Annotated in this window: 20 protein-coding genes; 15 read left to right on the top strand and 5 right to left on the bottom strand. The window is 63.0% G+C overall.

Translation table 11 applies throughout. The features are described 5' to 3' along the window. The coding region (locus HNQ08_RS26150) for a penicillin-binding transpeptidase domain-containing protein (RefSeq protein WP_280527644.1) at positions 1-945 on the top strand (945 nt) is incomplete at its 5' end. Positions 946-1,027: 82 nt separating this feature from the next. Here HNQ08_RS26150 and HNQ08_RS26155 read toward each other — a convergent pair. Both HNQ08_RS26155 and HNQ08_RS26160 read right to left on the bottom strand, forming a co-directional pair. Then, entirely contained in the window at positions 1,028-1,954 is a 927-nt protein-coding gene (locus HNQ08_RS26155; protein ID WP_184138247.1) for a PEGA domain-containing protein, read from the bottom strand. Positions 1,955-2,059: 105 nt separating this feature from the next. Further along, positions 2,060-2,557 (bottom strand): hypothetical protein, encoded by a 498-nt coding sequence (locus HNQ08_RS26160; RefSeq protein ID WP_229790295.1) that lies wholly within the window; start codon positions 2,555-2,557, stop codon positions 2,060-2,062. Between the two features lie 97 nt (positions 2,558-2,654). Between HNQ08_RS26160 and HNQ08_RS26165 the strand changes: the two genes are divergently transcribed. After that, a complete protein-coding gene (locus HNQ08_RS26165) occupies positions 2,655-4,418 on the top strand; it encodes an outer membrane protein assembly factor BamB family protein (RefSeq protein ID WP_184138251.1) in 1,764 nt (587 codons plus the stop codon). A 124-nt stretch (positions 4,419-4,542) separates the two neighbouring features. Here HNQ08_RS26165 and HNQ08_RS26170 read toward each other — a convergent pair whose 3' ends face one another. Further along, on the bottom strand, positions 4,543-5,022 hold the full coding sequence (locus HNQ08_RS26170; protein WP_184138253.1) for a hypothetical protein: 480 nt from the start codon (positions 5,020-5,022) through the stop codon (positions 4,543-4,545). Between the two features lie 174 nt (positions 5,023-5,196). Here HNQ08_RS26170 and HNQ08_RS26175 point away from each other — a divergent pair, with 174 nt between their 5' ends. The 7 genes from HNQ08_RS26175 (at position 5,197) to HNQ08_RS26205 (ending at position 10,389) form a co-directional block, all read left to right on the top strand. Continuing rightward, positions 5,197-5,841, top strand: a complete 645-nt coding sequence (locus HNQ08_RS26175; RefSeq protein ID WP_184138255.1) for a response regulator transcription factor — start codon at positions 5,197-5,199, stop codon at positions 5,839-5,841. Positions 5,842-5,926: 85 nt separating this feature from the next. Then, positions 5,927-6,097 carry a hypothetical protein gene (locus HNQ08_RS27765; RefSeq protein WP_229790296.1) on the top strand — a complete coding sequence of 57 codons (171 nt, stop codon included), beginning with the start codon at positions 5,927-5,929 and terminating at the stop codon, positions 6,095-6,097. Positions 6,098-6,107: 10 nt separating this feature from the next. Then, positions 6,108-6,971, top strand: coding sequence for a serine hydrolase (locus HNQ08_RS26185; protein WP_184138259.1), 864 nt, complete (start codon positions 6,108-6,110; stop codon positions 6,969-6,971). A 238-nt stretch (positions 6,972-7,209) separates the two neighbouring features. Next, a complete protein-coding gene (locus HNQ08_RS26190) occupies positions 7,210-8,052 on the top strand; it encodes a c-type cytochrome (protein ID WP_184138261.1) in 843 nt (280 codons plus the stop codon). A 53-nt stretch (positions 8,053-8,105) separates the two neighbouring features. Continuing rightward, positions 8,106-8,768 (top strand): QcrA and Rieske domain-containing protein, encoded by a 663-nt coding sequence (locus tag HNQ08_RS26195; RefSeq protein ID WP_184138263.1) that lies wholly within the window; start codon positions 8,106-8,108, stop codon positions 8,766-8,768. A 40-nt stretch (positions 8,769-8,808) separates the two neighbouring features. Next, positions 8,809-10,128 (top strand): cytochrome b, encoded by a 1,320-nt coding sequence (locus tag HNQ08_RS26200; RefSeq protein ID WP_184138265.1) that lies wholly within the window; start codon positions 8,809-8,811, stop codon positions 10,126-10,128. Between the two features lie 60 nt (positions 10,129-10,188). Beyond that, positions 10,189-10,389, top strand: coding sequence for a hypothetical protein (locus HNQ08_RS26205; protein ID WP_184138267.1), 201 nt, complete (start codon positions 10,189-10,191; stop codon positions 10,387-10,389). A gap of 67 nt (positions 10,390-10,456) precedes the next feature. Here the strand turns inward: HNQ08_RS26205 and HNQ08_RS26210 are convergent, their stop codons facing one another. Next, positions 10,457-10,708 (bottom strand): DdrH, encoded by a 252-nt coding sequence (locus HNQ08_RS26210; RefSeq protein ID WP_184138269.1) that lies wholly within the window; start codon positions 10,706-10,708, stop codon positions 10,457-10,459. Positions 10,709-10,892: 184 nt separating this feature from the next. Here HNQ08_RS26210 and HNQ08_RS26215 point away from each other — a divergent pair, with 184 nt between their 5' ends. The 6 genes from HNQ08_RS26215 (at position 10,893) to HNQ08_RS26240 (ending at position 16,804) form a co-directional block, all read left to right on the top strand. Next, positions 10,893-11,315 (top strand): HesB/IscA family protein, encoded by a 423-nt coding sequence (locus HNQ08_RS26215; RefSeq protein ID WP_184138271.1) that lies wholly within the window; start codon positions 10,893-10,895, stop codon positions 11,313-11,315. Positions 11,316-11,599: 284 nt separating this feature from the next. Further along, positions 11,600-13,396 carry a peptide ABC transporter substrate-binding protein gene (locus tag HNQ08_RS26220; protein WP_229790297.1) on the top strand — a complete coding sequence of 599 codons (1,797 nt, stop codon included), beginning with the start codon at positions 11,600-11,602 and terminating at the stop codon, positions 13,394-13,396. Positions 13,397-13,519: 123 nt separating this feature from the next. Beyond that, positions 13,520-14,512 (top strand): ABC transporter permease, encoded by a 993-nt coding sequence (locus HNQ08_RS26225; protein ID WP_184138273.1) that lies wholly within the window; start codon positions 13,520-13,522, stop codon positions 14,510-14,512. A 28-nt stretch (positions 14,513-14,540) separates the two neighbouring features. Beyond that, complete coding sequence (locus HNQ08_RS26230; protein WP_184138275.1) at positions 14,541-15,470, top strand: ABC transporter permease; 930 nt, start codon at positions 14,541-14,543, stop codon at positions 15,468-15,470. A gap of 87 nt (positions 15,471-15,557) precedes the next feature. Further along, on the top strand, positions 15,558-16,058 hold the full coding sequence (gene ruvC / locus HNQ08_RS26235; protein ID WP_184138277.1) for a crossover junction endodeoxyribonuclease RuvC: 501 nt from the start codon (positions 15,558-15,560) through the stop codon (positions 16,056-16,058). An 11-nt stretch (positions 16,059-16,069) separates the two neighbouring features. Beyond that, entirely contained in the window at positions 16,070-16,804 is a 735-nt protein-coding gene (locus HNQ08_RS26240; protein WP_184138279.1) for a PrsW family intramembrane metalloprotease, read from the top strand. Between the two features lie 4 nt (positions 16,805-16,808). On the opposite strand, the gene moaD is transcribed toward HNQ08_RS26240, so the two are convergent. Then, entirely contained in the window at positions 16,809-17,486 is a 678-nt protein-coding gene (gene moaD / locus HNQ08_RS26245) for a molybdopterin converting factor subunit 1 (RefSeq protein ID WP_184138281.1), read from the bottom strand. Positions 17,487-17,842 lie beyond the last annotated feature (356 nt).

Consider the following 17,842-nt stretch of genomic DNA (forward strand, 5'->3'; position numbering starts at 1 on the left):
GCCACCACGCTGATGTACGTCGAGCGCTGGGGCAATTTCTCGCTGTCCTGCGCGCCGACGTACTACTTCGGGCGGGCACGCTTCAACAACTGGTCTCACACCAACCTGGGCTTGGTGGACGGGCGCAAGGCCATTGCCTTCTCGTGCAACCCGTGGTACTACGACTCGGCGGTGCGGGCCACGCCGGGGGTGTACTCGCGTCAACTCAAGTCTCGCCTGACTGAACTGGGCTACAACCGCCCCACCGGTCTCGAGATCGTGGGTGAGAAGACCGGAACCCTGACCGATATTGACGATTACAACACGCCCGAGCGTCCATGGTATCCGGGATCAGGCCTGAATATGAGCATCGGTCAGGGCGACGTGCTGGTCACGCCCGCGCAATTGATCAAGGTGCTGTCCACGGTCATCAACGAGGGCCAGGAGCGTCCGCTGACCGTGATTCAGACCGAGGGCGGCAAATCCCCCGCGCGGCCCGCACCCACCAGCGTGCTCCAGAACGGCAACACCGATGTGTTCAGGTTCGTCAAGGAGGGGATGGACTGGACGGTCAGCATTCCCGGCGGCACTGCCAGTACCAAGCTGGGGAAGAACCTCTTTCCGGTGGTTACGGCAGGGAAGACCGGCACTGCCGAGAATGGCGTCAGCGCCCGCCCAGACAAGGGCTACGCCTACACCCACGCGTGGTACGAGGGCTACGGTCCGGTCAATGACCCCACCTTCGCCGTGGTGGCCTTTTTCCAGAACGGCGGCGAGGGCTACGGCCCTGGCATCAACGCCGTCAAGCGCATGTTCGCTGCCCGCTGGTGCGTCAATCTGGACGACAGTCCCAGACTCAGTGCCCTTCCGCTGGATCAGCAGCAACCCTGCCTGGGCGAGCTGGATCACATGCGCGAGGTCTACAAGATTCGCGCGGAGCGCGAGACCGCGGCAGAACAGCCGTAGCCCCTGAAGGCCTGTCGAGGCCAGCCCATTCGTAGGAACGCAGCATTTCGTCGTGTTGCCTTCACTGCGTCTGGACAGGCCTTCAGCGCACGCTGCAGGTGAACTCCGGCACGCTGCGGCACACGATGGTGGTGTCCTCGCGGACCTTGACGCGCACCAGCAGGGTTTCAGTCCGCAGGGCCGGGTCCAGTGGCACCACGTTGATGTTGTTTACGCCGGGGAGGACCCGCACGCGCAGCGGCGTTGTACCCGCGCCCTGCCCATTGATCAACACGCGGGCGGGCCTGTCGCTGTCCACCCGCAGGATGCCCGTCTCAGGCCGCAATTCGGCCGTGACCCTGACGGTGGCGTCTGGTTGGACATTGACAGCCTGCGATACGGTGTCGAAGCCTGAGCGCGACACCGATACCGTCACCTGTCCCTCGGGAACGTCGCGCAGAGTCAGTGGGGCGGTTCCCACGCGGCGGCCGTTGATCCGCACGTCTGCGCCGGGGCGTGACGCCGTGACCTCCAGCGTCCCGAAATTCACCACGCGGTAGACCGTGGTGGACACGGTATAGCTTCCAGCGGGCAGGCCAGCCGCATTCTGCTGCACCACGCGCGCCACATCGTCCAGGGTACGTGCGCCCGCCGCTGCGCCCAGCTCAAGCGGGGCCAGGCTGGTCACAGTGAAGACCTGCGTGAAGCCCGCCGTTGCTGGCAACGCCAAGGACACCGGAGTGTCTGCTGAAACGGCGCCCACCGGAATGATCTGGGCGCCACCGGACTGCGGCACCACCACGGCTGTCACAAAGGCAGGCCGGTCGCTGCGAATTTGCAGGGCTGCCGGGCCAGGCGCCCGGTAGAGCCCACTTTCGCCGGTGGCCGCCGCCACGGGGGCAGGGGTCAGGGTGGCCTGCACCTGCACCTGTGCTCCAGCCTGCGCCCGCAAGGGTGCAGGCACACAGGCGACCAGCAGGCCGGTGAGCAAGGTGCCCAGAGACAGCAGGCGGACGGCGCGGGGAGTCATGCCTACAGCATAGGAGATTGCCACCGCGTCAATCGGCATCCACACACCAAAAAACTGACCCCGGAAACAACCGGAGTCAGCAGGAGTGTCCTGGGTTCAAAAGGTTCAGGGCAGACGCTTCATGATGGCCTGCAGGCTCTCGCTATCGGCCCAGCCCATGCCTTTTTCCACGTACATACGGGTCATGTCGGTGTCACCGCGCTGGAGGGCCAGGTAGGCCAGCTTGGCGGCGCTCAGGGAGGCCCACTGCTTCTCGGTGTCGTTCAGCTCGCCCAAGCGGGTCCAGGCGTTGTAGGCGTTGATCCACCACTGGGTCTTGGTGTAGAGCTGTGCCAGGTACGCGTTGTAGTCGCGGTTGGTGGCTTCCATGCTGGCGGCGTAGTACGAGTGGTCCACGGCGGCCTTCCACAGCGTGCGGTCATAGAACGACACCGGGTAGGCCACGTCAGCCTGCACGGCGTATTCCTGCGCCTTGGTGTAGTTCTCAGCGGCGCTCATGGAGGCCGGAGCGGCCATGGGCGTCGTGGCAGGGGCGGTGGTGGTGTCCTGCGCGGCGGCCAGGCCAGTCAGCGCAAACGCGGTCAGCATGAGAATCTTCTTCATAACGTCGGTCATCTTAGGCCGTACCCTGGCAGGCGTCCACGTCCCTCCCCACCGATTCAACGTTGCGTAAAGGCAATGTAAAGGAGCTTACCTTCAGATGAGGAACCCCCTGTCCAGCCCCCCCGGAAAATCCATCGTTCTGACACTCGGTTTACTGTGCTCTGGCGCAGTTTTCTCAGGTGCCCAGGCCCAGGCCGTCCCGGCCCAGAGTGCCCCCGCCGCCCTGCCCGCCTCCCAGTTCAAGGCCCCCAAAATCGACTGGTCCAAGGAGTTGCGCGTGATTTCAGGCGTCTCGGTGGCGCCGGGTGGGGACCTGGTGTTCATTGGGAGCGACGCCCGCATCCACCGCACCGATGCCGACGGTAACGAGCGGTGGAACTATGCGGCGGGTGATCTGGGGCGCGCGTACCCGGTCATCACCCCGCAGGGCGGCGTGATTGCGGCCAGTTACGACGACTCGGTCTACGCGCTGGACCCGGCGGGCAAACTGCTGTGGAAGATCCGATTGGACGGCGATATCTTCGCCACCCCTGCCCTGCGTCCCGACGGCAGCGTGATCGTTGCCACAGCTGGTGGCACCGTCCATGCCCTGAGCGCCGAGGGCAAGACGCTGTGGACCTTGAAGGCCGGAGCGCCGGTGTTCAGCAGTCCGGCCATCGCGCGGGACGGCACCATCTACCTGGGCACCCAGGGCAGTCAATTCCTTGCGCTGACCCCGGACGGCAAGCTGAAATGGAGCTTTCGCGCTGGCTCGCTGGTGTTCAGCAGTCCAGCCATCGATGCGGCCGGCAACCTCTATTTCGGCTCCAGTGACCGCAAGCTGTACTCGCTGGACCCGGCGGGCGGACTGCGCTGGACCCGGCAGACCGGACTGTTCGTGAATGCCAGCCCGATCGTGACCAGCAAGGGGCTGGTGGTGGTGGGCAGCTACGACGGTAGGGTCTATGCGGTGCGGGCGGACGGTCAGGATGCCTGGACCTACGTCGCCGGAGCGCCCGTCACCGCTCCTGCCGCCGAACTCAGCGATGGGACGGTGGTCGTGCCCGATCTGGGCGGCACGCTGCATGCCATCGGCACGGCGGGCCAGCCCCTGTGGCAACTGGGAACCGGCAAGAAGATGGATCTGGGCGTCACGGTCAGCGACGCGGGCACGCTGTACTTCGTGACCGAGGGTGGACGGCTGAACGCTCTGAAGGGCCAGCGTCCGCTGGCGGTGGGGCCGTGGACCACCTTCCATGCCCAGCCCAGCGCCGTGGGACGCGCGCCCAGCCCGCAGGAACTGGAGGCGGCCACTCAGTCACGCCAGCGCGCCGCAAGTGCAGTGCTGGCCGCCCTCACGCCGCTGGCCCCGGTGGCCACCGCTCCCGCCCCTGCGCCCACAGCGCCCGTCCCCACTGCGCCGACAGCGCAGGTGCCGCCTGCCAATTCGGCCCCCTCGCAACCGGCGTCGCCACAACCTGCCCCCCCCGCCCTACCGCAGCCCATTCCGGTGCTGACGCCGCAGCAGCAGGCCATTGTCGCCGCCGGCGTGGCCCGCGCTGAGAACGGTCAGATCTACCTGCCGCTGAGCTCAAGTGCCGGAGCGCTGGGCCTGGCCGTCAGCAGCGTGACGCCGCGCACCGCCAACGTTCTGGTGGACGGCTCCCTGCTGCCCGTGACCGTGCGGGTCTTCAACAATGTGCCCTTTGTGCCGCTTGCGGCGCTGGCCGGCCTGCCCACCACGGCTGCCCGACTGGACCTGAGTCCCGCACCGGCCGTGACCCTGACCCGCGCGGGCCAGGACATCACTTTCCCCATTAGCTTGGTCCAGCTCGTACCCCTGCGTCAGAAGCCGGAATTTCCAGGTGTGCTGAAGAAGTAGCGCCCCCGGGCCGCTTGAAGAATGGGAACACCCGCCGGTCATGGCGGGTGTTTCTTGTGCCAACAGGCCGCTGATTCAGCTGGAGCGCTTCAACCGGATATTGTCACCCTCATTGCTCGCCTGTCTATTGCCGGCGCGCCTGATCGGGAACCAGCAGGGTTCGGAGGGCCAGATTGCCGCCCCACACGCCCCGCAGACCGTTCTGAATCGCCGAGTCACGCACTGCCACGTACAGTGCGGGCGGCATATTGACCGATGGGTAGACGCCGGTGGGTCCCGTCGGTGTGACGCGCAGATCCAGCGGAAAACCCAGCGCCACGGTAGCGATCAGCACGCCGCCAAGAGCCAGCCCGCCCACCCCACCGGCCAGCAGATGCCACGGCTCTACCGCCGGATGAGGCAGCAGTCGAGAGATCACCACGGCGCTGCCCAGGCCCAGCACGGTCGCTGCCACGGCACTGATGAGCGGGCTCCCTAGCGCCCCCACCAGAAAACAGATGGTGACGCCCAGCAGACCCCAGGCCAGTCCGGCCAGACCGCGCCGCGCTCCCAGCGCGGTCATCACGGCCCACAGGGTCACGAGCAGGGCATCGAACCAGGTCATCACGCCCACGAGTGTAACGGCCCGGCCCTTACAGATTGTTTGCAAGCCTCTCAGGTTTGTGTGCCCAACTCCGTGAGGACGGTGGATAACAACCTGCCGCAGGCCGCGGTACCCAGGAGGTAAAGGTAGGCCTCCTTCCTCATCTTCTCTCCGGATGGGCCTAGACTGAACCCTATGATTCGTGTGCTGCTCGTCGATGATCACGCGCTGTTTCGCCAGGGTCTGCGCAGCCTGCTGGAGTCGGAGGGCATGCGTGTGATTGGCGAAGCCGCAAACGGACGCGAGGCCATCCGCTACGCGGCGGATACCCACCCCGACGTGATCCTGATGGACATCCAGATGCCGGAGCTCGACGGCGTCAAGGCCACCCAGAGCATCCTGGAAATCGATCCCAACGCCCGCGTCATCATGATCACCATGTACCGCCAGGACCGCTACGTCTTCGAGGCCGTCAAGGCGGGGGCGCGCGGTTACATCCTCAAGGACGCCGACGCCGCCACACTACTTGACGCCATCAATCGGGTGGCCGGGGGCGAGGCGCTGCTGGACGCAGATATGGCCCAGAACGTCCTTGACGACTTCCGGGACAAACGTGAGGAGCTGCCCAGTGAGAAGCACGCGGACCTCAATGAACGCGAGACCATGATTCTCAAGCTGCTGGCCCAAGGCTTTTCCAACCAGGACATCGCCCTGCGCCTGGATATCAGCGAGAAGACGGTGCGCAACCGCCTGTCGGAGATCTTCACCAAGCTACAGCTCAACAACCGCACGCAGGCTGCGCTGTACGCGATCCGCGAGGGCATCGCCAACCTTGACTAGGCGGCGTGGGCGAAGTGGGGCAGACGTTCACGTTCCCAGCGTCGCTGGCCCCGTCACTTTCCGGGCGGGTTGCGAACGGGAGTGGGTGCTGAACAGTGCGGAGGCTGATCTGGCCTACACCGAACAGGCATTTCCCGAATGCCCGTCCTGCCCCCATCGCGTCGAACCGGAGGGTGGGCCACCGTTCTGTACCCTGCGTCCCCGGAGCGCGCCGCACCCCTTCGCCGCACTGGCCGGGCTGATCATTCCAGAGTAGGGTGGCTGGAATGGCAGAACAGCAGTTGCGGACCCCCTCTCCCTTCCTTTCCGATCTTCGTGCCCAGGGCTATGCGGGGGAGGTGGGGCTTCGCGTCTGCGATCTCGCGGGGCAGGAATTGTTTGCGCTGAATCCGGAGCGGGTTTTCCCGGCCGCCAGCACGATCAAGGTGCCGCTGTTGATCCTGGCGCTGGAATGGGTGCAGACGGGGCGACTACGCCTAGAGGACCGCGTCACCCTGGCGGCGTCTGATCGCGTGCCAGGTGCAGGCGTCCTGCACGAGCTGGGGCCTGGCCTGGCGCTCAGCTGGCTCGACGTGCTGACCCTGATGATCATCGTCAGCGACAACACTGCCACCAATCTGGTGATCGAAGTGCTGGGCGTGGAGGCCGTCAACGCCTGGCTGGACACCCACGGCTTCTCTCAGACCCGGCTGATCGGCAAGCTGCAACTGCCTCCTGCGGAACGCAACGCCGCCCAGCGTCGGGGGGAGCGCAACCGCACCAGCGCGCTGGAACAGACTGACCTGCTGGGCCGCCTGGTGCGGGGCGAGCTGCTGGACGCGGCCCACACGGCCCTGGCCCTCGACATCCTGGAACGGCAGCAACTCCGGGATCTGATCGGGCGGGGGCTGCCGCGTGCGGAAAATGGGGAGCTCCTGTACCGTCTGGCCAGCAAGAGTGGCGAACTGGACGGCGTGCACCACGACGTGGGCGTGCTGTATACCCCGCGTCCCCTGCTGATTGCCCTGCTCACCGAGGGCGGCGCGGATCGCCGTGAACTGCCCGGCAACCGTGACGTGAATCTGCTCTCGGAAGCGCTGTGGCCGCTGCTGGCGACACTGGGTCAGGTCTTCACAAACGGGGACATTTAACCGCCCGGTCAGGCGCATCATGACACTTGCCGAAGTGTCGCTGGATCAGCCGTTCCAGAAGGCGCGCCGAGTGCGATGCAGACGGTATCAAGGGCCGCCGAGAGCGGGTTTGCTGCGTGCTATGCTGCTCGCCGATACGGTCTGATGAACAGCTTGTCGGCATAAGCCCTGAATGGTGCAGGACATCTGGCCATTTCATGTGTGAGGGAGAAAGAACGTGGAGAGAAACGACGCTGTAATGCCGTGGGTTGCCATCGTGTGTGCGGCCATCATGTGGATCCTGCTGCTGTTCCTGTTCAACAAGGAGACCGCGCCGGAACCGGTCACGGTCGACCCAGCCGTCGTGGCGAACATCAGCAAGGAATACCCGACGATTGGCAAGGAGATCTACACCTCTGCTGGGTGTGTGGGCTGCCACGGCGCGGAGGGTCAGGGCGGTGTGGGACCAGCGCTGGCCGGCGACGAGAAGATTCTGAAAGACCCGGTGTACGTACACAACATCGTGGTGAACGGCAAGGGGGCCATGCCCGCCTTCGGCGAGAAGCTCAAGGAAAACGAGATCTACGCCGTCGCCAACTATGTGCTGAACTCCTGGGGCAACAAGGAAGACGATCTGCTGACGCCGGCCACCGTGGCCGAGAGCCAGACCAAGGTCGATCCGGCCGTTCTCAAGAACCGCAGCCGTCTCGTGCCCGAGGACATCAAGCTCCCCGAGATCTTCCTGGCCACCTTCATCATGGTGCTGCTCACCTACGGTCTGATCGGACTGTATAGCGTCTGGACCGAGGGAACCGAGCTGCATCCCGGGATTCACAAGGTGCGTTCGACGCCTATCGCCATGCTGGGCATGGTCACCACGCTGGGCCTGATTCTCCTCTTCAGTGTGCTGTTCGCCCGTCAGATGGTCATTGACTACGCGGGCTGGGGTGCCAACGAACCCGTGATGCCCAACGTAACTGCTGAGGGCTTCTACGCCGCCATGATCATTCTGCTGCTGGCACTGGCCGTGGGCCTGTACAAGAAGTTCTTCATGGACGGCGAGGTGCTGGTCGAGGACGCGAGCGGCGAATTCCCCTGGTAAGCCCATCACTCAGCTCTGTGCCCCCTGCAATCTCTTTCAGTGAGGTTTGAACCATGACCCGTTACCGCAAACAGGACCCCGAAATGACCCGCCGCCGCTTTATCAACGCGGCCATGGGCACCACCGCCACCGTGGGCATCGTCAGTCTGGTCGGCGTTCTGGGCACCGCGAACCCGGTGTTCCGCCTGACCCGTGACAAGATGCCGCCCGTCGAGGGTGACGTGCTTGTTCACGCCTCGGCCAGTAAGGAAGGCGAGATCATCAAGCCCAGCGAACTCAGTGAGCAGCTGATCCGTGCCTGGCCGATGGGCAAGGACAAGGAAGGCAACAATCTGATCCGCAAGGGTGACCCCAACAACGTGCTGGCCGTGTTCCGTTACCCCAAGGGACAGATTGTTGCCCCCACCAACCTGGAAGCCACCATTGACGGCGAGATCGTGGCGTACAGCGATATCTGCACCCACGCAGGCTGCTCGGTCAGCGACGACGACCAGCAGGAAGGTCAGATGAAGTGCCCCTGCCACTCGGGTCAGTACGATCCCAAGCGCGGCTGCATTGTGGTGGGCGGTCCGCCACCGCGTCCACTGGCGCAGCTGCCGATCAAGATGGACGGCGACAAGCTGGTGGTGGCCGGATTCTTCCTCGAAAATCCGTACCCGTTTACGGAGGCCGAATGGGAAGCCCGCAAGGAAGCAGTCAAGGCGCAGCTCGCATGAACTCCACCTTCTCTCAGGGACAGCATAAGGAGAACAGCGCATGAACCAATGGCTCGACGAACGCCTGCACATCTCGCGCCTGAACGACAAGTTCCTGCGCAAAGCCTTCCCCGTTCACCACAGCTTCTTCCTGGGTGAAATCACGTTGTTCAGCTTGATCATCCTGATCATTACCGGGATCGTGCTGGCGCTGTCCTACGAACCCAGCAACAGCCTGATCGTCAACTCCTTCGATCCGGGCACCGCCGACAAGCCCAACCTGATACCGGCGGCGTACCACTCGGCTCTCAAGATCAATGCCATGCCCTTCGGGGACATGCTGCGCCGCGTCCATCACTGGACCGCCAACATCATGGTGGCCGCTGCCGTCATTCACATGATGCGGATCTACTTCACGGGCGCCTTCAAGAAGCCCCGCGAGATCAACTGGTGGATCGGCATGCTGCTGCTGATCTTCACCGCCCTGACGGCCGTGACCGGCTACATCCTGCCCTACGACAACTACGCCTACAACACGGTTAAGGTGGTCTACGGTATTGCCGCCTCGATCCCCTGGATCGGCAGCTGGCTGGCGCAGGCGGCCTTTGCAGGCAACTTCCCTGGTGAGGGCATCATCCCGCGTATCTACGGCTACCACATCATGCTGCTGCCGGGCATTCTGCTGGCCCTGACGGGCGCGCATATGCTGCTGATGATCAAGCAGAAGCACACCCAGCCCCAGTACGCCAAGCGGATTGCCTACAAGAAGATCGTCGGTGTGCCGCTGCTGACCCAGCAGACCCCCATCATGTTGATGCTGACGCTGCTGTTCGCCGGGATCGTGCTGCTGTTCAGCGCGTTTATTCCCGTGCACCCGGTCGAGTTCTTCGGGCCGCCCAGCACCACACCGATTCAGAACATCAAGCCTGACTGGTACCTCCTGTGGGTGTTCGGCGCGCTGGCGATCATCCCCAGTTTCGAACTCACCATCTTCGGCGGCATCATCGGCTCAGAATTTGTCGGCGCGATCCTGCTGCCCACCGTGGTCATCGCCGCGATGTTCGCCGTCCCCATGCTGGACCGCAGCAAGGACAACAACTACTACGCCGAGAACCCCACCAATCACCCCGTGCGACTGGCTATCGGGACCTCGTTCATGGCGCTGCTGATCATCATGTCGGTGGCCGGGTACAAGCCGGATCTGATCAGCGCCAACGTGTTGACGACCGGTAACGCCAATACCGTGCTGTGGATCCTGATGTTCGTGGTTCCCGCTGTGACTTACTTCGCCACCATTGGAATCGTGCGCGGCATTCGTGCCCTGCGCGAGGCCGACGAGCGCGAGTCGCTGGCGCACTCCACCGCAGCCGCCGACGACTGAACCCTGTTACCGTAACCGCCCCGGCACCTGGCCAGGTGCCGGGGCGGTTTTTCTTATGCTATGCCTGTGGAACATCTCGCTTATCACCTAGCCCGTGAAGCCCGTAGCCTTGGTCTGGAATCGACCGATCTAGAAGGGGTCAGCCCCGAAACCGTGGTGGCTTTTGCCCAGCGCGTATTGAGTGAGCTGGCAGCGCTAGGCCTGATCCATGGCAGGGAAGAGCTGGACTGCTGGGCCGTGCCGCGCAAGAGTGGGCATTGAGACTTGGGCAAAGGCACAAAAAAAACCGCCTCATTAAGGAGGCGGCTGGAATTTAAAGGGCTAGCGCTCAAGCCTGAACGCGATTGCTGGGTCTGACCACAGCCACCTGCTCGCCGCCCTCACGACTGCCAGCGCTATAGCCGACCTGCGCACCAAACTGCCAGGCCAGCTTAATCATGAAGAGGATGGCTTCCTCGTCGTGGGTCTCGATCAGATGCCGCAGATGTTCAGGCAACCCGTCGGGCAACGGCATGGCCCCGAGCTGCTCACTGTATTCGGTCCGGAGCTGCTCGAACCACTCAGCATAGGGGTTCGTCATAGAACCCATCTTAACATGACAGCACTCAAGGAATGTAAGCGGCGCAGTGGATTTCGGCATAGCTGGCCCCATCATTACAGCGCTCGCAGCAACAGTCCTGCACGTTGCCAAAACCGATCCTGTAGTTCATTCACTTTGCTTTCCGCGCACCTTTTTATTGCGCCAATGGTGCTACGCTTCACGCATGACCGCGACGACCTATCCCGAAACCCACGGTGACGTGCCTGAAAAGGCCATGACCATCAGCGAATTTGGCGCGCAGAAGGCTCTGGGCATCATCGGCCAGAGTGGTAAGGAGAATGCGGGCGTGCGCGTCTTTATCAAGAGCGGCGGCTGTAGTGGTTACCAATACGGCATGGCCATTGATGACCGCGAACTGGAAGGCGACACCATCGTGCATGACCGGGGTGTCAAGCTGCTCGTTGATCATATGAGCTTGTCTCTTCTGCGGGGCAGCGAAGTGGACTTTGTGGAAAACATGATGGGCGGTGGCTTCACCGTCAACAACCCCAACGCCACCAGCTCCTGTGGTTGTGGTCACTCTTTCCGCACGGATAGTGCCCAGTCGCCTGATGGTGAAGGCAGCACTGGCTGTGGCAGCCATTAGAACTGATCGACTCACCATCTAAACTTTTTGCGGGCCAGAACTATTGTTCTGGCCCGTTCGCTTGCCATGAGACGTATTTCCGGGCGGTGGGCCAGGATGGCGCGGTGCATGCTGCGCCAAGTTTGAGTTCGTCCTGCCTTCCCGACGTTCAAATTGCATCGATGTGTTGTCGCGCGATGCTATCAGCGCCACAGCCTTGACACTTCTTCACCCCGCCCTATACTGACGCTCATCACTACAGTTTAGGGCTGGAAACGGCCTGTGCAAGAGTCTTGGAGGCGTTCATGAAAGAAGTGTCCCTGAAGAAGGTCCTGACCCTTTCCGCCCTTTTGCTGACACCTGCGGTCTTAGCTCCCGCTCAGGCGGGTCCGGCCAACAACAGCCTGATTGTCGGCACCTCACAGGAACCGCCGAACATCTACGATCCATGGGTGACCAACAATTTGGCGATCAGCACCGAGATCAACAACTGGATGGGCGCCACCCTGACTGGTCTGGACAACGACGGTAAACTGTACGCGGACATGGCCACTCGGGTGCCCACCCTGGCCAACGGCGGCTACAAGGTGGTCAAGGACGCCAGTGGCAAGGTCATCCGCAACAGCCTGACCTACACCATCCGCCCGGATGCCAAATGGAGCGACGGCTCGCAGATCACCACCGCTGACTTCGAGTTCTGGCTCATGGTACAGAACGACGAGCGCGTGCCGGTGCCGGACCGTTACCCTTTCGAGAACGCCAAGATCACGCGCGGCGCGAACAACAAGACGTTCACCATCACCTTTGATCCGCCGTACCTGTTCGCCGAGCAGGCGGGCGCCCCCGGTGTCGCTCCCTCGGCGGCCATGAAGGCTGGCTGGGACGCCTTCAACGCGGCCACCAAGGGTCAGAAGCCCAGCGACGCGGTCAATGAGCAGTGGATCAAGTTCCTCAACCAGTACACCACCTCCAACAACCTGCCTAAGGTGGTGGCCGGTCCCTTCAAGCCCACTGCGTGGCGGCCCGGCAACAGCCTGACCATGACCCGCAATCCCAATTATTGGCGCAAGCCCTCTGGCGGCGAGAGCAAGTACCTCCAGACCGTGACCTACCGCTTCATTCCCAACACCAACACCCTCAAGGTCAACGTGCTGTCGGGCCAGGTAGACGCGCTGGCGACGGTAGGACTGTCGTTTGATCAGGCCATTGACCTGCAACGAGGACAGCGCAAGTTCAGCACCTACTTCGTACCCGGTGCAGTGTGGGAGCATATCGACATCAACACACGCGGCCAGAAGGCCAAGGACCTGGATCTGGACGATCCCAACGTCCGTCAGGCGCTGCTGTACGCCATTGACCGTACGTCACTGGTCAAGGCTCTGTTCCAGGGCAAGCAGCCCGTGTCCAACGTGTTCATCAACCCGCTGGCCACCGTGTACAAGAAGGACGTGCAGACCTATCCCTTCGATCCGGCCAAGGCCAAGGCGCTGTTCGCCGCTGCAGGCTGGACGCCCGGCAGCGACGGCATCCTGCAAAAGGGTGGCAAGAAGTTCAGCCTGAACTTCGGCACCACGGCGGGCAACAGCGTGCGTGAGCGCGTGCAGCAGATCCTTCAGGCGCAGTGGAAGGCCGTGGGCGTGCAGGTCAACATTCAGAACTATCCGTCCAGCGTCTTTTTCGGCGCGGATTTCCTGTCCAAGGGCGCCGAGGGCAAGTGGGATCTGGCGATGTACGCTTGGACCGCCAACCCCATCTTCGAAGAGGGCGATCTCTTCAAGGGATCAGGTGTTCCCACCGAGGCCAACGGCTACGCTGGCCAGAACAACTCGGGCTGGATCAACGCTGACTACGACAAGTTGCAACTCCAGGCGCGCACTGAGTTCAACCCCGCCGCGCGCAACAAGCTCTTTGACCAGATGCAGACCATCTGGGCCAAGAACGTGCCGTCGCTGCCGCTGTACTACCGCGTCAACCCGTACATCCAGGCCAACGGACTGGCCAACTACGACTTCAGCGCCTACACGCTGTACCCCACCTGGGATGCCTACCGCGTGGGCTGGACGAGCAAGGGCGCGGTCTCGGCCCACAAGCAGAAGGAATAACCGGGGACAGGGCGCACACCGCCTGAACCTCGGCATGGGGGAGAGGATGCGCCGCACATTGGCCTTCCTCTCCCCGCTCGCGTTCAACGCTCTTTTCCATGTTCCTGAAAGGATGGCTTTTCTATGGCAACCTACGCCCTGCGCCGGATCCTGCAGATGATCCCGCTGCTGCTCGTAATCAGTCTGGTGATTTTTGGCCTGACCGCCCTGCAGCCCGGCGACCCGGTCGATCAGCTGATCTTCGGCAACCCGCGCATTACCCCTGAGGATATTGCCCGGCTGCGCGAGGCCTATGGCCTGAACACGCCCTGGCCCCAGCGGTACGTGTCGTGGCTGCTGCGGGCCTTCCAGGGTGAATTCGGGTATTCACGCGACTTCGGTATTCCGGCCACCCAGTTCATCTTTACCCAGCGCCTGCCCAATACCCTGCTCCTGACCATCCCCGCGCTGGTGATCAGTACCCTGATCGCTGTGCCGTTGGGCATCTATTCGGCCATCCGCCAATACAGCACGCTGGACTACGTGCTGACCTTCCTGAGCTTCGTGGCCTTCAGCGCCCCCGTCTTCTGGATCGGCGTGATGGCGCTGTACCTGTTCGCGGTGTACCTGCCGCAAGTGACGGGTGGGGCCATCGCCCTGCCGCCCGGCGGTCTGGGCAATTTAAGCCCGGAGGACGGGTTCTGGCCCTTCTGGCTAGACCGCCTGAAATACCTGATCCTCCCGCTGTCCATCCTGATGTTCCGTGAAATTGCCGCCACCACCCGCTTCATGCGCGCCAGTTTTCTGGAGGTGATCGGCCAGGACTTCGTGCGGACGGCGCGGGCCAAGGGGCTGCCCAACCGCGCGGTGATCTTCAAGCACGCGCTGAGAAATGCCTTGATTCCGATCATCACCATTCTGGGTCTGTCCATTCCGGGCCTGTTCGGCGGCGCGGTCCTGACCGAGACGGTGTTCTCGTGGCCGGGCATGGGCCGCGCGCTGCTCGATTCACTGGTCAGCAAGGACTTCAACGTGGTGATGCTGTGCCTGATGATGCTGGCCATCCTGACCGTGGTGTTCCAGTTGCTCGCCGATCTGGCCTACGCTTTGGTGGATCCCCGGATTCGCTACTCGTGAGGCTCGTGACCCTGAAGGTGGCCCTCCCATGACAATCACTGCTCCTGCCCCGCCCGCCGAAAAGAGCTACTCCGCGTTGCAGATGTCCATGCGACGGCTGCTGCGTCACAAGGCGGCCATGATCAGCCTGGCGTTCATCGTCTTCGTGGTACTCGCGGCCCTGCTGGCACCGCTGATCGCCCCCCATGATCCCAACGCCCAGGACCTGAGTGGGTTCTTCGCGCCGCCCAGCGCCAGTTACCCGCTGGGCCAGGACGAGCTGGGCCGCGACGTCCTCTCGCGCGTGATCTACGGCAGCCGCATCAGTCTGGTGGTGGGCTTCTCAGTGGCGATCATCAGCGTGTTGCTGGGCACACTGGCCGGACTGGTGGCGGGCTTTTTCGGCGGCCTGACCGACTCGGCCATCAGCCGCTTTATCGAGTTCATGCTCAGTCTGCCCACCCTGCCGCTGCAACTGGTGATCTCGGGATTGTTCGCCAGCAGCGACGCGCCGCTTATCACCAACCTGCGCCAGAACCTCGGCCCCTCGGCCAGCGTGGTGATCATCATCAGCATCTTCGCCATCTTCGGCTGGATGGGCACGGCCCGGCTGGTGCGCGGCGAGGTGTTGCGGCTCAAGAATCTGGAATATGTGGACGCTGCCCGTGCGCTGGGCGCAAACAACAACCGCGTGATGTGGCGGCATCTGGCCCCCAACATGCTGGGAATCATCGTGGTCAGCGCCACCATCGACGTGGCGGGGGCGATTCTGGGCGAGGCCGCCCTGAGCTTTCTGGGTTTCGGCATCCAGCCGCCCGTCTCCACCTGGGGCAACATGCTCAGCAACGCGCAGGAGGTGGTGCTCAGTTACCCTTGGTTGCCGTTCTACCCTGGGTTGGCCATTCTGTTCACCGTGCTGGCCTTCAACTTCCTGGGCGATGGATTGCGTGACGCCTTCGATCCGAAAAGTCGGCGCTAGCCCGCGCTCACAAGACCGCAGGCGGAGGAAACTCCGTGCCTGCGGTTCTTTTTGTCTGCCGCGCCGATTTTCCCGTATGCTGGACGCATGATCGTCCTCGGTATTGATCCCGGCCTCGCCAACCTGGGCCTAGGGCTGGTGGACGGAAATGTTCGCAAGGCTCGGCATCTGCATCACGTCTGCCTCACCACCGAGAGCGCCTGGGTTATGCCGCGTCGCCTGGCCTACATTCACAGCGAGGTCAGCCGACTGATCGACACATACCAGCCGGAGGCGGTGGCCATTGAGGACCAGATTCTGCGTCGTCAGGCGGACGTGGCCTTCAAGGTGGGACAGGCCTTCGGCGTGGTACAACTGGCATGCGCTCAGGCAGGAGTGCCGGTGCATCACTATGGTCCTATGCAGGTCAAGAAGGCGCTGGTGGGTGCTGGCCGCGCTGACAAGGAACAGGTCATCTACATGGTCAAGGCGTCGCTGGGTGTGCGTGAACTGTTCAACAACCACGCGGCGGACGCTCTGGCGCTGGCGCTGACCCATCTGGCGCATCAACCCATGCAGGCCGCGGCTTCCCGGCTGGCCCGCGCCTAGCGCTACGCTGAATGCCTACCGCCTCACTGTCACTCTCGTTGCTGGCCTCTGTGGCGGTCACGCTGTGGTGGCTGTGGTTCTTCGTGCGCCGTGACCGTCATCCCGAACCGCTGTGGCTGCTGGCCCGTACCTTCGCGTGGGGGATGTTCGCATGGCTGATCTCGGCGGCGTTCGAGGCCAGTCTGGGCAAGATGCTGGACTCCACCCTGCCGCTAACCTTATTGGTGGTGGCCTTGCTGACTGCCGTAATCGAGGAGGGTAGCAAATTCGTGGCCGCCACCACAGCCATTACCGAGCTGTCCTTCGATGAGCCGATGGACGGGCTGGTCTATGCCGTGACCGCTGCGCTGGGCTTCGCGCTGATGGAGAACGTGACCTACACGCTCGGATTCGGAAGCGGGGCTGCCACCTGGCACGCACTGGTGACCACGTTGGCCCACGCTCTGTTCAGTGCGCCGCAGGGTTACGCCCTCGGCGGCCTGCACTGGCAGCAGGTCAGAGGCCCTAGTCTCGGTTCGGTCAAAGGTTGGGTGATGCGTGGGGTGTTGCTCAGCATCGCGCTGCATTTCGCCTTTAACAGCCTGCTTTCTGGCCCACCCGGATTGTGGCCGTTCCTGGCGCTGATCGCCGTGGTGGCCTTGATGATCGGCCTCGCCAGCCGTTACTACCGCAGGTTCGAGGCTCACGCCCGCGAACATGGTCCCTCACCGTATTTCTTGGAGACCCAGGCGAGGCGCAGAACTTAAAGTTTTAAAGGGCGGTGTGTTCCGAGTGGCCTTCCACCCAGTGCTGACCGTCGTCGTCGGCCTCATGTTTCCAGACCGGAATCTGCACCTTCAGGTACTCGATCAGAAAATCGCAGGCTTCCAGCGCGGCGCGGCGATGGGGGCTGGCGACCCCAATCAGGATGCTGGCCTCGCCTGGCCGGAGGCGCCCGGTACGGTGCTGAATCCAGATGCGCAGCTCTCCATGCTTCTGGCGTACCGCGTCTGCTGCGTCCTGCATGATCTTGTGGGCCATCGGCACGTAGCCCTCGTAATCAATGTGCTCGACGTTTTTGCCCTTGTTAGGGCTGCGAACGGTGCCCACGAAATACGCCTGTGCGCCACATTCAGGGCGGACCAGAAAGGCGTCTGCCACCTGCAAAAGCAGAGGCTGATCCGTCATCGCGCAGTAGGTATCCCCATCGTCGCTGCCGCCAGCCACAGGGGGGAGAAAGGCCACTTCGTCGCCGTCCTGCAGTGCATGGTCTGGCGTGGCGTAATTCTCGTTGACCGCCACCATGCAGCCCTTCAGGCTCAGGCCGTGCTGCGTCTCAATCAAGGACGCCACTGTTCGCACATCGGCCCCCTGCGGAGCTTCCATTGTCAGCTGCTCCACTCCTATTTCTCGCCGCAGATGGGCAAAAAACACAACGTTCAACCTCATGGAGTCAGGCTAGCACGCCGTCCTTTGAAGCCCTGGAGCGTTCCGCAGGACCGCAGCTCCACGCTCCAGGTCCCAGTGTCGGTCCCTCCTCCTGCGCCGATCTTCAGGCCTTCTCGATCCTTGGGGTGTAGGTGTTGACAGATATGCCACAGGGGGATATAGTTCCCTTCGCCCGTTAAACAGGCGAGTGGAAAACCCCAAGCTCTTCGGAGAAAAAGGTCCACTGAGACGCATGAAAATCTGGTTGTTGATAATGATGACAGGACCGCATCGACAGAGGCGGACGAGCGGATGTTTCCACCCCGGAGACGTCTCCAGACTCGTGAAGGGAAAGCTTTAGGGCTTTCCAAAGCAGA

Source organism: Deinococcus humi, assembly GCF_014201875.1.
Taxonomy (GTDB): Bacteria; Deinococcota; Deinococci; order Deinococcales; family Deinococcaceae; genus Deinococcus; species Deinococcus humi.

Coding starts and splice junctions, on each gene's coding strand:
- HNQ08_RS26155 (WP_184138247.1), bottom strand. CDS start 1,954: ATGACTCCCCGCGCCGTCCGCCTGCTGTCTCTGGGCACCTTGCTCACC.
- HNQ08_RS26160 (WP_229790295.1), bottom strand. CDS start 2,557: ATGAAGAAGATTCTCATGCTGACCGCGTTTGCGCTGACTGGCCTGGCC.
- HNQ08_RS26165 (WP_184138251.1), top strand. CDS start 2,655: ATGAGGAACCCCCTGTCCAGCCCCCCCGGAAAATCCATCGTTCTGACA.
- HNQ08_RS26170 (WP_184138253.1), bottom strand. CDS start 5,022: ATGACCTGGTTCGATGCCCTGCTCGTGACCCTGTGGGCCGTGATGACC.
- HNQ08_RS26175 (WP_184138255.1), top strand. CDS start 5,197: ATGATTCGTGTGCTGCTCGTCGATGATCACGCGCTGTTTCGCCAGGGT.
- HNQ08_RS26185 (WP_184138259.1), top strand. CDS start 6,108: ATGGCAGAACAGCAGTTGCGGACCCCCTCTCCCTTCCTTTCCGATCTT.
- HNQ08_RS26190 (WP_184138261.1), top strand. CDS start 7,210: ATGCCGTGGGTTGCCATCGTGTGTGCGGCCATCATGTGGATCCTGCTG.
- HNQ08_RS26195 (WP_184138263.1), top strand. CDS start 8,106: ATGACCCGTTACCGCAAACAGGACCCCGAAATGACCCGCCGCCGCTTT.
- HNQ08_RS26200 (WP_184138265.1), top strand. CDS start 8,809: ATGAACCAATGGCTCGACGAACGCCTGCACATCTCGCGCCTGAACGAC.
- HNQ08_RS26205 (WP_184138267.1), top strand. CDS start 10,189: ATGCCTGTGGAACATCTCGCTTATCACCTAGCCCGTGAAGCCCGTAGC.
- HNQ08_RS26210 (WP_184138269.1), bottom strand. CDS start 10,708: ATGACGAACCCCTATGCTGAGTGGTTCGAGCAGCTCCGGACCGAATAC.
- HNQ08_RS26215 (WP_184138271.1), top strand. CDS start 10,893: ATGACCGCGACGACCTATCCCGAAACCCACGGTGACGTGCCTGAAAAG.
- HNQ08_RS26220 (WP_229790297.1), top strand. CDS start 11,600: ATGAAAGAAGTGTCCCTGAAGAAGGTCCTGACCCTTTCCGCCCTTTTG.
- HNQ08_RS26225 (WP_184138273.1), top strand. CDS start 13,520: ATGGCAACCTACGCCCTGCGCCGGATCCTGCAGATGATCCCGCTGCTG.
- HNQ08_RS26230 (WP_184138275.1), top strand. CDS start 14,541: ATGACAATCACTGCTCCTGCCCCGCCCGCCGAAAAGAGCTACTCCGCG.
- ruvC (WP_184138277.1), top strand. CDS start 15,558: ATGATCGTCCTCGGTATTGATCCCGGCCTCGCCAACCTGGGCCTAGGG.
- HNQ08_RS26240 (WP_184138279.1), top strand. CDS start 16,070: ATGCCTACCGCCTCACTGTCACTCTCGTTGCTGGCCTCTGTGGCGGTC.
- moaD (WP_184138281.1), bottom strand. CDS start 17,486: ATGAGGTTGAACGTTGTGTTTTTTGCCCATCTGCGGCGAGAAATAGGA.